Below are 15,845 nucleotides of genomic sequence, written 5' to 3'. Positions count from 1 at the left end.
CCATGAACCAAGGGAAAGCTGGGTGCATTCCTACAGGGAGCGATCGAACCGCTGTTTGACGCGAGTAGCTTTGCCCACCCGATCGCGCAGGTAGTAAAGTTTTGCTCTGCGGACTTTCCCGCGGCGCATCACTTGGATCGTGGCGATGCGGGGCGAGTGAATCAAAAACACCCGTTCCACGCCGACGCCCTGAAACACGCGGCGGACGGTGATTGTTTCATTAATCCCGCCGTTACGCATGGCAATCACAGTCCCTTCGTAGGGCTGAACCCGTTCTTTGTTACCCTCTTTAATTCTTACGCCGACTCGCACTGTGTCGCCCACGTAAATTTCGGGGACTTGTTTATTGAGTTCTTGCTTGACTCTATTTATTTCTTCCGTTTCGATAGAACGGATTATTTCTGCGCCTTTCATGGGATTTACCAAAACTCACAATCCCTTATCATATATCGAAATGCCCGTTTTATGTCAAAAAATTTCTATGTTAGATACCTCTGGGGTCGTATTTCTGCAACTAGGGGCAATGGCTGCACTGGCCTTGTACGTCGCCGCCAACTTGGGGGCCAACGATGTCGCTAACTCGATGGGGACATCCGTAGGCTCGAAGGCGCTAACGCTGCGGCAGGCAATAATTGTTGCAGGCATACTGGAGTTTTCCGGCGCAGTGCTGTTCGGCCAAGGAGTTTCCGAAACTCTCGCAACAGGAGTTGTGAATGCACAAGTGTTCGCTGCCCAACCGCAAGTATTTTTAATCGGGATGGTGTCAGTGCTGATAGCTTGCGGCTTGTGGCTGCAAATCGCTACCAGTCGAGGTTTGCCGGTTTCTTCATCCCATGCAGTGGTGGGCGCGATCGCGGGTTTTAGCTGTGTTGCAGCCGGAATTAATGCAGTTGATTGGCGAACCATCGGCACTATCTCCCTAACTTGGCTGGCGACACCTGTTGCCAGCGGTGCTTTAGCCGCACTATTTTACAGTGTGGTGAAGTATTCGATTCTCGATCGGCCAGATCCTCTATCTCAAATGCGCGAGTGGATACCTTGGCTGAGTGCAGCAATGCTGAGCGTATTTGGGATAATTGTACTGCCGTCTGTTGTGAATGTCGCTTTGGTGCAGACAGGGGCGATCGCCCTAGCGCACGATCGATTTGGCTGGAATCTTCCAACTCACGATATTGTCATTGGCATCGGGGCAATAGCTGCGATCGCCCTGACACTCAATAGCTGGAAAAAATTAGAATCAGTTGAGAACGAAGAAGGAAGAAGGAAGAAGGAAGAAGGAAGAGGAGATAAGGGATTCGGCCCAAGTACAAACTCGTCCCCCACTCCGACACTCCCCCACTCTCTCATCGAGCAACAAATGGCGAGATTTCAAGTCTTGAGCGCCTGTTTTGTAGCATTCTCCCACGGTTCCAACGACGTAGGAAATGCAGTTGCTCCCCTAGCTGCGATCGCCTACATCCGGCGCACAGGTTCCTTTCCCTCAGGCGATTTCAGCGTACCACTGTGGATTTTAGTCGTCGGAGGCGCAGGAATAGTCATCGGTTTAGCCATCTGGGGCAAAAATGTAATTGCCACAGTCGGCGAAAAAATCATCCAACTGCAACCAAGCGGCGGATTTTGCGCGGAATTAGCCACAGCCACCACAGTCTTGCTAGCATCCCGCTTCGGTTTGCCAGTTTCCACATCCCACGCTTTAGTCGGTGCAGTCGTCGGAGTCGGGCTGATCAAAGCTTGGAAAACAGTACGCTTGGAAACTTTGCTGTCAATTGGTTCCGCTTGGCTGGTGACAATTCCGATCGCAGCAGGTTTGGGTGCTATCATCTTCAGCATCGCGCAATCCATTGGGCAATTTTAGATTTTAGATTTTAGATTGAGGCATTTCAGAACAGTCCTCAGTCAACAATCACGGATGGGTGCTGCAACCAGAATTGATTGAATTAATCTGCGTTAATCTGTGTTTATCTGCCCTCATCTGCGGTGAAAAAAAGAGAATGTAAACCGCAGATGACAAGGGATTGACGCTGATTCACGCAGATGAAGATCAGATTCAGGACTAATAGCGCTTTCGCACATCAAACCCGGTGGCGGCACACCAGCACGCGGGCCACTCAATGACTTAATTCCCGATCCAAGCAATGCTTTAGCTGTTGAGCCAGCACTTCAACGTTGGGCTTTCTCAACATAGTAAGGTGATTCCCAGGAACTCTAATTACCTCTACTTTTTCCGTCGTTAATTCGCTCCAGCCAAGAGTCGGATCTTGATGACTCATGCTTAGCTGTTCCCTAGATCTAAACAGAGTAATTCGGTGCGGATAAATTTTCGGTACATAGCTTATAGTTGCTTGACTGTTAGCCTGAAATACAGTAAACATCGAAGGAATTGCCAGCTCGCGCCAGCTCCGTTCTTTTGACTCCTGAGATAGGATGCTAACCATAACGGCCTGTTTCCAATTCCAGCGATGCCAAAAATTAGCTATTAGATTAAGCATCTTATTTAATTTCGGAAACCTGGCAGCAATACCGCCAAATTGAACATTTTCCGCAGCAGCCACCAAGCGAAAATAATCTACTACAAAAGGCCAGATAGAGCGCGAAACAGTAGTCAGAATAAACTTGCAACCGTCCCAAAAAGAAGGTTTGTTAGCAGAAACCGGCGCTAAATTATCCAGCACAGCAAGTAAAGCCACTTCATCCCCCGCTGCGAGCAACTGTTGAGCCATCTCAAAAGCAACCAAACCTCCAAAAGACCAGCCTCCTAAAAAATAAGGCCCTTTTGGTTGAACGGTACGCAAGGCTGCGATGTAGTCAGTCGCCATCTCTTCAATGCTAGTTAACGGAGAACTTTCGCCGTCAATTCCCTTTGGTTGCAGCCCGTAAAACGGTTGATTTTCTCCTAGCTGAAACGCTAATTCGACATAAGGAAATACCACGCCAAAGATGGGATGGACGCAGAAAAACGGGGGATTTTTACCGCGAGGTTTAATTGCAACTAAAGGCGACCATTCCAGAGAATTTGTTTCTGAAGATAGCGAATCGGCTAAACCTTCAATTGTCGGATTTAAAAAAAGAGCAGACAGCGGCAACTCGCGCTCAAATTGCTGGTTAATCTCATTGATGAGGCGGATTGCCAGCAGGGAATCTCCACCCAAATCGAAGAAGTTATCGCGAATGCCAACGCACTCTGCGTTGAGGATTGTGGCCCAAATTTGGGCGAGGGTTGACTCGGTTGGTGTGCGAGGTGCAATGCAGCTTTTATCTATTGAATTGCTAGTTAGATTTCCCGGTGCAGGTAGGCGCAGGCGGTCGATTTTGCCATTGGGAGTTAGGGGCAGAAAATCCATCGCCACAAAAGCATTGGGAATCATGTAATTGGGCAGTTGTTGTTTGAGGAAATTGCGTATTTCCACAGGATTAATCGTCTGATTGTGGTTGGGGACGACATAAGCAACTAGGCGTTTGTTGCCCGACAAATCATCCCCAGCAACCGCCGCTGTTTCTTTGACTGCTGGATGCTGAACCAGCAGCGCTTCAATTTCTCCCAATTCTATTCGATAACCGCGAATTTTTACCTGTTCGTCAGTGCGACCTAAAAACTCAATATTGCCGTCGGGAAAATAGCGAGCTAAGTCACCAGTTTTATAAATTCGTTCTCCTGCTTTCTGGCTAAACGGATTAGCAATAAATCGCTGGGCGGTTAATTCGGGGCGGTTCAGGTAGCCTCGCGCCAATCCGCTGCCGCCGATGTACAATTCACCGGGAATTCCAACGGGTACAGGCTGTAAATTTTTATCTAAAATATAGAGTTGAGTGTTAGCTATTGGGCGGCCGATGGGCGGTTTTTTGCGTGAAGCGAAGCTATCCCGCAGGGAATCGCCAATTTCGGCCAAACTTGACCAGACAGTCGCTTCTGTAGGGCCGTAAGCGTTAAAAAATCTGCGCCCAGAAGCCCAGCGTTTAACAATATTCGGGGAACAAGATTCGCCAGCACAAATGATTGTTTGCAGTGCCGGAAGTTCGGCGTTTGGAAGGACAGCTAGCAGCGAGGGCGGGAGGGTAGCGTGGGTAATAGCATTGTCCTGCAAAAATTGGATTAATGTTTGTCCGGGCAACAAAGATTCTTTCTTGGCACAATAAAGTGTTGCTCCCGTCCCCAAGGCCATGACAATCTCAAAGATTGAGGCATCAAAACTCAGGGAGGCGAATTGCAAAATGCGGTGATTTGAGTTTAAGTTAAAAGCTTCTATTTGAGCTAGGGCTAAGTTGTAGAGTCCCCGATGTTCGATTAAAACGCCTTTGGGTTTTCCGGTTGAACCAGATGTGTAAATCACGTAGGCTAGGTTTTCTGGGAGGATTTTTATAGTTGGGTTTTTGGAGCTTTGTCGGGCGATAATTTCTCTGTCGGAGTCCAAACATACTACTGAAAAAACTCCGTTATTTTCCGGCTGCGTCAAGTTTTGGGCTAAGTGCTGCTGAGTTACCAAAATCGACACCTGAGCATCTTCTAACATGAAGTTAAGCCGCTCTTGAGGATAAGTTGGATCTAAAGGCAGGTAGGCTGCGCCTGCTTTGATAATGCCTAGCAATCCGACGATCGCATCTAAGGAACGTTCTACACAAAGGCCCACTAAAACTTCTGGTGCTGCTCCCAATTGCTGCAAGTAACGTGCAAGTTGGTTGGCGCGGCTGTTGAGTTGGCGGTAGGTTAAGTGCTGGTTTTCAAAGACGGCGGCAACAGCATCGGGCGTTAGCGCGACTTGCTCTTCAAATAGCTGATGGAAACACTGGTTTTGCGGATAATCTCTCTGAGTGTCATTCCAATCGATTAATAATTGCTGGTATTCTGGCGCTGTCAGCAAAGCCAAGTCGCTGAGGTGCTGTTTGGAATTGGCAACAATGGCTTCGAGCAGCGTTTGGAAATGTCCCGCCATGCGCGCAATTGTAGCGCTATCAAATAAGTCTGTGCTGTAGACAAATTGCCCTTGAATACTTCCTGCATCTTCCCACAAGTGGCACTCTAAATCTAGCTTGGCGGTTCCCGCGTCAAAGTCGATCGCCTCGAAAGCAATTCCCGGCAATTCTAGCGCTGCTACAGGAGTGTTTTGCAGGCTGAAACTAACTTGAAATAGGGGGTTGCGGCTCAACTCGCGATCGGGGTGCATTTCCTCAACCAACTTCTCGAAGGGCAAATCTTGGTGGGCGTAGGCTGCCATTGCTACCTTTTTTACCCGATGCAATAGTTCCCGAAAAGTTGGGTTTCCTGATAAATCTGCACGCAGCACTAAACTGTTGACAAAAAAACCGATTAATGCTTCTATTTCGCTCTGGTTGCGATTGGCGATCGGCGTTCCTACTGCAATATCTACTTGTCCTGTATAGCGGTACAGCAAAGTTTGAAAAGCGGCCAGTAGAGTGATAAATAAAGTCGCGCTTTCTTGCTGGCTCAATGACTTTAGCGCCTCGCTCAAAGCAGGTGATAGTGTTATAAATTGTTTGGCGCCGCGGTAGGAGGGAACGGCTGGTCTTTGCCTGTCTGTTGGTAGATTGAGTGTGGTAATTCCGTTTAACTGCTGCCGCCAATAAGCTAACTGGGTTTCTAATACTTCGCCCTGCAACCATTGGTGCTGCCATTCTGCAAAGTCGGCGTACTGCACGGGCAGTGCTGGTAAGTGCGAGATCCCATTTTTTACAAAGGCTGTGTAGAGCGTTCCCAGCTCTCGAATTAGCACTCCAATAGACCAACCATCAGCCACAATATGATGTAAATTCAGCAACAATATATGTTCTGTTTCACTGAGTTGTAACAGCGTTACTTTGAATAACGGCCCGGCGGCTAAATCGAAAGGGCATTGTGCTGCATCGGTTGCGAGTTGCAGTGCTGCGGTTTCCTGCTGAGTTGGCGAGAGATTTTGTAAGTCAATTGTGGGGAGGGATACGGTTAAAATGGGAGCAATAATTTGTACCAGTTCCCCTTCCAAAAGCGTAAAAGTGGTGCGTAAAGTTTCGTGCCGCTGCACAATTTCGTTGAAGGTTTGCTCTAAGGATCTTAAGTGGAGGGAACCTGTTAAGCGGAGTGCTGTTGAGACATTGTAGAAAGGATTGCCCGGTGCTAATTGATTGAGGAACCAAAGCCGCTGCTGGGCAAATGATGCGGGGAAGACGAAAACATCTGTTTCTTGCTGCATATTTATCGAAAGTGTACCCTGTTCAACAGCGCTCATTTTTATTTAATTTCTTGATTAAAAGATGATAGCTTCCTCCGCCGACTATCGCGCGAAATCGCCACTAAAGCCGGAGCCCCACTTTTAGCATTCTTATCTTTTAAATTCTCAACAATCTTAGACAATTCTCCGATTGTCGGTGCTTCAAAAACGCTGCGTAAAGGCAACTCTACCCCGAAAGCATCTCGCACTCTAGAAACAAGCTGAGTCGCCAGCAGCGAATGGCCTCCTAATTCAAAAAAATTGTCCCGGATACCCACTCGCTTTATCCCCAAAACCTCAGCCCAAATTTTCACTAAAACTTCCTCAATAGAAGTATGAGGCGCAACATAACCGCCAGCCCATTCTAACTTAATCGGCTGCGGTGCAGGCAAAGCGAGGCGATCGACCTTTCCGTTAGCCGTCACAGGTAGCGACTCCAGCACCACAAAAGCCGACGGAACCATATATTCCGGCAGTTTTTCTGCTAGATAAGCCTGCAACTGTGGCACTAATTTCCGTGCTACTTTACCTTGTAAGGGATTGTTAGCATAAGAGCGCCAAGGACGCAAGTTATCGCTTCTGGTTTCTTGCACAAAATCTCTAATTTCGCCCCGTGCAAACACTACATCGTAGCGCCCTTGACTGTCGGAATTAGACCAACTAATATTAACATTATACGGAACTTCTAAAGCATACCACGCTTCGGGATCTACTCCTAAATTCTCGACTTTTTCCACGGCTTTCTGCAACAGACCTGCTGTTGGAAATTTATCGACAACAGACAGCAATTCTGCCGCCTTAACTGCTGCCATTACCCGCGCATTAGGCACATTAGCAATTCTTAAAACATCGAGTTGATTTTGCAATAATATTTGTTGCACCGTGGTAAGAGTCTGATTCGGATTTTCCTCCAACCAATCCAGCCGTTTTTCTGTGCCCCACTCCCCTTTTGGCGATGATTCTGGGCGTGCTGTTTCCGACGCAATATGCAAAATAGCATTGTACCGAAAATTAGTTAACTCATTGTGATAACTACCGCGAATTAATTGAATCTCTACGCCGCCAATCTGCGGAAAACGGTGCTTTAATGCGCTAAAAAAATCTGGTTCAATAACTAACTCTGTTTCTTGAAAAATTTGCATTTGTACTCGCTGCTGCAACTGTTCGCCAGCGAGAGAAGGTTCGGCTTGATACAGTTGTACCGAAGCGTGAAAAGCTGCCAGCAACGGCAAGCTGCGGACATCTCCGATGAATATAAAGCCGCCGGGGGCAGTTGCTTTCACCGCACCTTCTAGCACCTGCACGAGATAGTCGATATTCGGGAAATATTGCACCACAGAGTTGAGAATTACTGCGTCAAAAGCTGCTGTCTCTACTCCTTCAAAGTCTGTCGCCATTTTCTGAAGCAGCGTTACATTAGCTAATTCTTGATTTGCCAAGTGCTGCCGAATATAGTTTAGCGAAATAGGTGAAAAGTCTGTTCCGCAATATTGAGTGCAGCGAGAGGCAATTTGGAACAGCAACAAACCTGTGCCGCAGCCAATTTCTAACACTCGGCTAGGCTGCAAAGCTAAAATTTGGGCGGCTTGATTGTTCGCCCAGTCGCGCATCTGTTCTGCTGGGATTGGCTGATTAGTATAACTGCTATTCCAGCCGACAATATTAAATGTTGGATCTGAGTCAACAGCAGGTTGATTGTAAGTTTCATTGTAGAGCATTTGCCACTGCAAAACCTGTTCGTCCTGCAATTGCATTATTTGGTTTTTTTCGCTGGCACTGCTATATTGTGCATTCAGGGCAATATAAGCTACTAAACGTTTATCTCCCTGTCCATCTTCCGAAGCTATTGCTACAGTTTGCTGCACCGCCGGATGTTGAGTTAATACTGTCTCGATTTCTCCTAATTCGATGCGGAAACCGCGAATTTTTACTTGTTCGTCAATGCGTCCTAAAAATTCAAGGTTGCGATCGGCTCTGTAGCGCACTAAGTCGCCGGTTTTGTAAATTCGCTCTGCTGAATTTGGTTTAAAAGGATTGACAATAAAGCTTTGTGCGGTTAAATCTGGGCGGTTGAGGTAGCCGCGAGCGAGTCCGTTTCCGCCGATGTACAATTCGCCAATAACGCCGATCGCCACTGGCTGCAAATATTTGTTTAATATGTAGAGTTGAGTGTTAGCAATCGGGCGGCCAATTGTCGGGGCGATGTCTGTTTGCTCTGTTAGAGGAATATAACCGGAAGTTGTAACGACGGTGTTTTCGGTTGGGCCGTAATTATTTAGTAGCTTAAATGGATGGGATTTTAAAGGATGTTGTTGCAGTTTTTCGCCGCCTGTGAGCAAGATTCGCAACGCTGTTGTTTGAGGCCAATCTAAGAGCAAAACTTTCTCGGCTAAAGGTGTTGGCAAAAAGCTAATTGTGATTGCTTTTGATACTAACCAGTTTTGCAGTTTTTCAGGATCTCGCCTGATGTCATCTTCTGGAAAGTAGATGCTAGCTCCGGCGGCGAGATAAGGCCAAATTTCCCACCCGCAAGCATCAAAGCCGATCGCTGCAATTTGCGTTGCTCGATCGCCCGCTGACACCCCAAACTCTCTTTGATGCCAAAAAACGAGATTTAACAAGCTCCCGTGCTCAATTTCCACTCCTTTCGGCTTTCCCGTGGACCCGGAGGTGTAAATCGCGTAAACCAGATTTTCGGCTGTGACTGCGCTGGTGGGATTGTCGGCGATTTCTTGGGAAATCATCTCCCAGTCTGTGTCTAGAAAAACAACCCTTGGATGGTGAATTTTATCATCTGACTGTGTTTCTAAATTTTGCACTTCGCCATCATCCACCAGGGAATAAATTCCCTGGCTCATAGCTGAAGTCGGCTGAAGCCGACTGGAAACTTGTCCTCCTTCAGTCGTCTTTAGACGACTTTCGCTATTAGACAGGGAATTTATTCCCTGGCGGGTAAGCAATACTGACACTTGAGCATCTTTTACCATAAAGCTCGATCGCTCAGCAGGATAGCTCGGATCTAAAATTAAGTAAGCTCCTCCCGCTTTCAGGATACCCAACATCCCCACGATCAGATCGAGCGATCGCCCGCAGCAAAGCCCGACTAAAACTTCCGCCCCAACCCCAATTTTTTGCAAATAACGTGCTAGTTGGTTGCTGCGGAGATTTAGCTCTCGATAGGTGACTCGCTCCTCTCCAAATACCAGCGCCACAGCATCCGGTGTCCGATCGGCCTGCATTTCAAATAGCTGATGGATGCACAAATTTTGCGGATAATCCGCCTGAGTATTGTTGCATTCAACTAACAAATGAGCGCGCTCTTTTGCGCTCAAATATTGCAAGTTGGCAATTCGCTGTTGGGGATTTGTCACAATGCTTTCTAACAAGGCTTGAAAATGCCCGATCAGGCGGGTAATCGTAGCTTCATCAAATAAATCGGCGCTGTAAATAACCATGCCGCTGATACCCTCCGAGCTATCAACCCACAGCTTATTGCTGGGCGATTGGTTGCTTCCCGAACTGTTGGGCGATCGCTCCCACAAATGAAACTCCAAATCAAACCGCGCTGTACCCACATCTAACTGCTGCGGGCTCAGTGTTAATTCTGGCAATTCTAACCCATTCCCCGGCGCGTTTTGCAGCGCAAACGCCACCTGAAATAAGGGATTTTGGTTCAACGCGCGATCGGGGTGCAGTTCTTCTACTAACTTCTCAAACGGCAAATCTTGGTGAGCGTAAGCTCCTAATGCTACCTCTTTGACTCGGTTTAAAAGTTCCCGAAAAGTTGGATTTCCCGACAAATCTGTACGCAGCACCAAACTGTTGACAAAAAACCCGATTAATGCTTCAATTTCACTGCGGTTGCGATTGGCGATCGGCGAACCTACAACAATATCTTCTTGCTGGGCGTAATGGTAAAGCAACGTTTTAAAAGCTGCCAGCATAGTCATAAACAGCGTCACTCCTTCGCGCTGGCTCAAGGTTTCTAAAGCCTCGCTCAGTTGTTTTGGCAGTTGCAAAAATTGCCTTTTGCCTCGGTAACTTTGAATTGCTGGCCTGGGTCGATCCGCAGGCAAATTTAGCATAGAAATGCCGTTTAACTGCTGTCGCCAGTAAGCAAGCTGCGTTTCTAAAACTTCCCCTTGCAGCCATTCGCGCTGCCATTTTGCAAAATCAGCATACTGGATCGACAAAGCCGGTAAAGGCGAAGGTTTTTCGCTAGCAAAGGCCGTGTAAAGTGCGCCTAATTCCTGAATTAGCACTCCGATAGACCAACCATCGGAGACAATGTGGTGCATATTCAGCATTAGTAAATATTCGGCATCATCTAACTGCAATAATGTGACTCGCAGCAACAAGTCATTGGACAAATTGAAAGAGCGTTGAGCTTCCTCAGCGGTGAGCCTGTTTGCTTCATTTTGTCGAGATTCCTTTGGCAAGTTTCGCAAGTCCACTACATTAATCGGGAGGTGGAAAGCAGCAGCTATTCTCTGAACTGGTTGCCCCGAAACTACTGCTAAAGTCGTGCGTAAAGCTTCGTGGCGGCGCACAATTTCATTGAAGGTTTGTTGCAGCGCCGAAAAATTGAGCCAACCTGTCAAACGCAATGCTGCAGGAACATTATAAAAAGGATTGTTGGGTACTAATTGGTCGAGAAACCACAAGCGCTGCTGTGCAAAGGAAAGCGGTTGATTTCCGTCCCGCCCCATAGGAACAATCGGTGTAGGAGTGAAACTAGAAGTACGATTAGCTGCTTTTAAAAATGAAACTATTTCGGCTTTTTTCTGAGAAATTTCGGCGCGCAGTTCGGGTGTAAGAATTCCTTCGGGAGCGTTGCAGCGCAGGATCTCGCCCTCAACAAAAATATTAATATCTAGACTGCGAAGGTAAGATAAAAACTCAACTAACTCCACCGTGACAGAATCTCTTGCATTTGGCGATGAACTCGATATTTTTGGCTCGGGCATTTTGAGTCATCCTGTCATTACTTGGGCACATCAATAAAATAAATTCTACCAGCGCACAAATTAAGAGCTTAACTTACCGCTTGCTTACTGTGGCCTAACCTGAGTATGATTCTGTTTGAATCCGCAACCCAAATTCTACCCAAGGTTTCAGCTTATGCCGTTCATGCCCTTCAATTTCCTGTTCCTATGGCTGGTAGGACTGCTGTCCATCGGGGTACTTGGCGGAGGTATATACATTATTTACGAATGGTACATCGGCGAACTTGTAGGGATTTCCTACTTAGTCAGCGGAGTGTTGATGCTTCTTTGGTCTGTTGGCGGCCGCTTTATCAGTTTGCCGCTGTTCCGCCGCCCCGGTGCTGACGAACCGAAGCCGACGCGGACGGGTACGGTTCAGCGGGTAGAGAGGCCTGATGGCACCATTTTACAAGTAGAATTCTACGGCCCAGAGGACGGACAGCCGATTATCCTCTCGCACGGTTGGGGGCCGAACAGTATGGTTTGGTATTACGCGAAACGGCAACTAACCGATCGCTTCCGAGTGATTGTTTGGGATCTTCCAGGTCTGGGAAAATCCACTAGACCAAAAAACAGCGACTACTCCCTAGAAAAATTTGCCCGCGATCTCGAAGCCGTCATTGCCATAGCAGGAACTAAACCTGTTATCCTACTCGGACATAGCATGGGCGGCATGATTTCTCTAACCTTCAGTCGGCTTTTTCCAGAACTTCTCGGTAGTCGAGTAGCTGGTTTAATTCTGGTAGATACGACTTATACTAATCCCCTCAAAACCGCTATTTTTAGCGGTTTATTACGCGCTTTGCAAAAGCCGCTGCTCCAACCTCTGCTCTACCTCACCATAGCTCTTGAACCAATTATGTGGGGAATGACTTGGCTGAGCTATCTCAATGGTTCACTGCACATCAGTGTAGAATTATCGGGATTTAAAGGCACTGAAACACGCGGTCAATTAGAGTTCTCAGCTTTATTATCAGCCTTGGGTTCTCCCGGCGTTCTCGCTCGCGGCACACTGGGAATGCTCAAATTTGATGAAACAAAAACTTTGCGATCGATTGACATTCCTGTGTTGGTGATCTGCGGCGATTCAGATATCGCCACTACGCCCCCAGCTAGCCTGCGAATGAAAGCAGAATTACCTCAAGCAGAGCTAGTTACTATACAGAAAGGAGGACACATGGCATTAATCGAGCACAACCAGCAGTTTGCAGAAGCTGTCAGGGCATTCTGCACTGAAATAGTGTAATCGGCGTACTAGGCGCACCATATTTCAATACGCTTGGGTTAAGGAAAATTAGACCTCTTGCAAAAATCCTTTTCCTCAATTAATGGGACGGGCTCTCCGGCCCATCTCACAAGAAAAAATAACTCTTGTGGGATGGGCCGGAGAGCCCGTCCTAATTATTTTTGCAAGAGGTCTATTGTAGCGAAAATGTTGGGCGGAGTGACACAGAGGGTTCGTTCCCTCCGGGCCCAACCTACGCACTGATTCGGTCTAGTTCCTAGACCTCTTTGTCACCCTCCCACATTTAACTGAAAATGCGCTTCAGGGCAGGAATACGAGCCAACACGAAATAATCCAACAGCAGAACGGTGACGAGTGAAAGTCCTACAAGCGGGAAGGCAATCCCTAAAACAGCAACGATTGCGAGTGGCACTTTCGATCCCTGAACATGGGTGGGCATTGCAGGCGCACCGAGCCAACCCGTCCCTTTCGGACGACGCTGCCACCACATCACTGTACCACTGACTGAAAGCACAATCAAAATTAAGGATGCAAACAACATCAGTAGTTGATTGCTCAATCCAAAATATTTTCCCATGTGAATTGAAATTCCCATTGATACGACTTTGGGTACTAACCCGTAATCCTTCCATCGCACATCTGCTAATACTTTGCCACTGTATTGATCGATGTGCAAAGTGATTTCTTGCGCCGGATTATTTGGAAATGCCGAAACCGTATACACACCCGTTTTGGATTCTGGAAAACTAACACTAAATCCAGGGGGTGCGCCTTTGGCTTGAGCTAAATTTACAACAGAATCTAGATTTACGGACGTATCAGCAAGAGTTCGCTCGATAACTTCGTTGTGTCCTGAATGATGCTCATATCTAGGCGTACTCGATTTAGGAATTGGTAATTGCTCTACTGCCCAAGGCACAACTTGATTGCCCTGCTGATTGAGGGAGCCTGTGAGTGTTGTCGATTGAGGCACGTTATCCCGCATTTGTGCAGGGTAGTAGTTCGACAAACGAGCGAAGGTATCTCCCCAAAAACCTGTCCAGGGTAGTCCACTGAGGATGAGGAAGCCAATTAGCAATACCCCATAAAATCCCGAAACGGCGTGTAAGTCCCGCCAAAATACCCGCTTATTCTGACTCCACAGACGCGGAATTAATGTTCCTAAAAAATTTACTTTGCCGCGAGGCAACCACAGATACAATCCCGTAATCAGCAGCACAAGCCCCCAACAGGAAGCAAGCTCTACTAAATAATCTCCCAATTTTCCGATCATCAGTTCGCCGTGAATCTTGCGTGCGATCGCTTGGAGATTATTGTTTTCATCGCGATCGCCTAAAATCTTAGCCGTATAAGGATTCACGAAAACGGCTAATGTTTTTTCATCTTTAGTCGCGATCGTCACTTCAGCACTACGATTAGACGCAACGCTCGGCGTAAATTTTGTTACTTTGGCATGAGGATAAGTTTGTTGAACAACTGCCACCTGTTGAGTATAAGGCATCACCACATCCGCAGGCTGCACAAACATATTCTGGTGATACATCGCAGCATCTAATTGCGGTTTAAACAGGTAAATGATGCCTGTGATTGACAAAATCAGCATGAAAGGAATAACAAACAAGCCTGCATAGAAGTGCCATCGCCAAACGGTGCGATGAAAACGATTACTGGGATGTTCAGCAACCAGTGAAGGCTTCAAAACGCTGTTCAATTTACTCATTGTCGTTTGCCAAAATATCGAGAAAAAATTATTATGCTACACAAGTATGAAAAATGTCAAAAGACGGGCTGTTAAACAGAGTTGCTGCTTCTGAAGTTTTTAGCCGTCAGTAATCATGATGAAAATTTATTCAACAGGGAAAGTAACTAAAGACCAGTATATTGCAATACCGTTTAATTAAGGCTGCCTATCTTTTTTTAGCATAAGCGATGCTCAATATTTACTCCATCAGGGTTTGAGAATGTTTATTTATCCCTAAAGTAAAAATATTGAAATTGCTTCGACTAGGGCGTGTTTTATTGACCAGGAGAACCTCCCTAACCCCCTTAAAAAGGGGGAAGAGCATTATTTTATACCATATTTTTATTCTTAGTCTTAATGTCCAGAACTAAAGAAGAATCTTTGATAAATTGATAATAAAGCTTGTCCCCTTGCCCTCTGCACTTTCAACCGCAAGTGTCCCTTTATGGGCTTCAATAATACTCTTTGCTAAAAATAATCCTAATCCCCAGCCGGTTTGCTCCTCGGCACAGATGGTTCGACGAAATTGTTGAAAGAGGATGGATTGAGCGTCTAGGGCGATCGGATCGCCTTCATTATGGATAGTAAGGCTGATCTGCGTTTCAGTTTGCTGGAGCGTGAGTGTAATCGGCGTACTAGGCGCACCATATTTCACAGCGTTAATTGCTAAATTTTCAATCACCCGCCGTATTTCTTTACGGCTGCAAAAAGTCCTCATATCAGAATCAGAGACTACAACAAACCGCTCTCCATACGCGAAGCTCAAATCTTCTACCACCTCTTGGACTAGCATCACAAAATCGCATTCATCAAATTCAATCTTTAAGCTCTGCCCTGCCCGCAGCCGACTCGCATCAAGCAGATTTTGAATCATCGAATCCAGCCGATTGATCGCACTGAGCATCCTCGCCGCCACATCGATATGGCTGTCTCCTCGTTCAAGCCGCCGCAGAGTTAGTTGAGTTCCCATTTTTACGACATTGATGGGATTTCTGAGGTCGTGAGTTAGCGTCACCATAAATAGTTCTTGAATATCTCGCAGCGTTTCGGAAAATTGAGTGGCCGCGTCATTAACGGCTTGCTCAATGGAGCCGATAATAATGTCTCTATCCTGCACTCCTAAAGGTGCTTCTTCTTCTAAAACTTGAAATATTACTTGACGGAGGAGGTGATACTCGAAAATGAGTTGAGTGATAGAGTAGTCAGCATACCCCGCCCGTTCCTGCCCATGCAGCTTGCCAATCCGCGTACTTTCTACCTCGTCGGCTGTGATTCGGGCAGATGTCCTGACAATTCTGTTTGAGAGTTCATCTACCAGTTGGTTTAAGTACAGAGGTAGGGAATCTTGCAAGACAAGAGAATTTTGATGCGTTGATGCACCGACTTCATCACGCGCCCGCTTCTCCCACATCCGCATAATTTTTTCAGAATTTTGTTTAAGACGGTCAGACGCTTGGTTGGACATCGTTTTTGATTTTCTGGATGAGTGGCTGTTGAGAGAAGATTTTCTCCCTTATTTGTAATGCCCCGCAAGCAGTTTTGCAAGTATATAAGCCGCCTCAGCCTCTAAGGAATGAGAATTAAATAACTTAGAATTTTGATGGTTCTTGTGGGATGGGCGTCCCGCCCGTCCAGAAAGGGCGGGCTAAGAGTGTCCAACCCCTACTCCCCAC

7 protein-coding genes are annotated in these 15,845 nt (G+C 46.8%); 2 read left to right on the top strand and 5 right to left on the bottom strand.

From position 1 onward, the window contains the following. Positions 1-30 precede the first annotated feature (30 nt). The gene (gene rplS, locus NDI35_RS19040) at positions 31-414 is read right to left on the bottom strand and encodes a 50S ribosomal protein L19 (RefSeq protein WP_242721249.1); all 384 of its coding nucleotides are present in this window, start codon (positions 412-414) and stop codon (positions 31-33) included. Positions 415-481: 67 nt separating this feature from the next. Here rplS and NDI35_RS19035 point away from each other — a divergent pair, with 67 nt between their 5' ends. Then, positions 482-1,855: an inorganic phosphate transporter gene (locus NDI35_RS19035; protein WP_445314099.1), complete on the top strand. Its 1,374-nt coding sequence runs from the start codon at positions 482-484 to the stop codon at positions 1,853-1,855. 253 nt (positions 1,856-2,108) lie between these two features. Here NDI35_RS19035 and NDI35_RS19030 read toward each other — a convergent pair whose 3' ends face one another. Both NDI35_RS19030 and NDI35_RS19025 read right to left on the bottom strand, forming a co-directional pair. Further along, positions 2,109-6,218 carry a non-ribosomal peptide synthetase gene (locus tag NDI35_RS19030; RefSeq protein ID WP_445314098.1) on the bottom strand — a complete coding sequence of 1,370 codons (4,110 nt, stop codon included), beginning with the start codon at positions 6,216-6,218 and terminating at the stop codon, positions 2,109-2,111. Positions 6,219-6,220: 2 nt separating this feature from the next. Beyond that, positions 6,221-11,167, bottom strand: coding sequence for a non-ribosomal peptide synthetase (locus tag NDI35_RS19025; RefSeq protein ID WP_445314097.1), 4,947 nt, complete (start codon positions 11,165-11,167; stop codon positions 6,221-6,223). A 154-nt stretch (positions 11,168-11,321) separates the two neighbouring features. Between NDI35_RS19025 and NDI35_RS19020 the strand changes: the two genes are divergently transcribed. After that, on the top strand, positions 11,322-12,431 hold the full coding sequence (locus tag NDI35_RS19020) for an alpha/beta fold hydrolase (protein WP_445314096.1): 1,110 nt from the start codon (positions 11,322-11,324) through the stop codon (positions 12,429-12,431). Between the two features lie 283 nt (positions 12,432-12,714). On the opposite strand, the gene NDI35_RS19015 is transcribed toward NDI35_RS19020, so the two are convergent. Then, positions 12,715-14,151, bottom strand: coding sequence for a PepSY-associated TM helix domain-containing protein (locus tag NDI35_RS19015; protein WP_445314095.1), 1,437 nt, complete (start codon positions 14,149-14,151; stop codon positions 12,715-12,717). A 388-nt stretch (positions 14,152-14,539) separates the two neighbouring features. Then, entirely contained in the window at positions 14,540-15,637 is a 1,098-nt protein-coding gene (locus NDI35_RS19010) for a sensor histidine kinase (RefSeq protein WP_445314094.1), read from the bottom strand. Positions 15,638-15,845 lie beyond the last annotated feature (208 nt).

It is taken from the genome of Microcoleus vaginatus FACHB-2002, from assembly GCF_040004035.1.
GTDB classification, from domain to species: domain Bacteria; phylum Cyanobacteriota; class Cyanobacteriia; order Cyanobacteriales; family Microcoleaceae; genus Microcoleus; species Microcoleus vaginatus_C.
The sequence above is the reverse complement of the archived record's forward strand: the minus strand, read 5'-3'. Positions and strand labels throughout refer to the sequence as shown.

Coding starts and splice junctions, on each gene's coding strand:
- rplS (WP_242721249.1), bottom strand. CDS start 414: ATGAAAGGCGCAGAAATAATCCGTTCTATCGAAACGGAAGAAATAAAT.
- NDI35_RS19035 (WP_445314099.1), top strand. CDS start 482: ATGTTAGATACCTCTGGGGTCGTATTTCTGCAACTAGGGGCAATGGCT.
- NDI35_RS19030 (WP_445314098.1), bottom strand. CDS start 6,218: ATGAGCGCTGTTGAACAGGGTACACTTTCGATAAATATGCAGCAAGAA.
- NDI35_RS19025 (WP_445314097.1), bottom strand. CDS start 11,167: ATGCCCGAGCCAAAAATATCGAGTTCATCGCCAAATGCAAGAGATTCT.
- NDI35_RS19020 (WP_445314096.1), top strand. CDS start 11,322: ATGCCGTTCATGCCCTTCAATTTCCTGTTCCTATGGCTGGTAGGACTG.
- NDI35_RS19015 (WP_445314095.1), bottom strand. CDS start 14,151: ATGAGTAAATTGAACAGCGTTTTGAAGCCTTCACTGGTTGCTGAACAT.
- NDI35_RS19010 (WP_445314094.1), bottom strand. CDS start 15,637: ATGTCCAACCAAGCGTCTGACCGTCTTAAACAAAATTCTGAAAAAATT.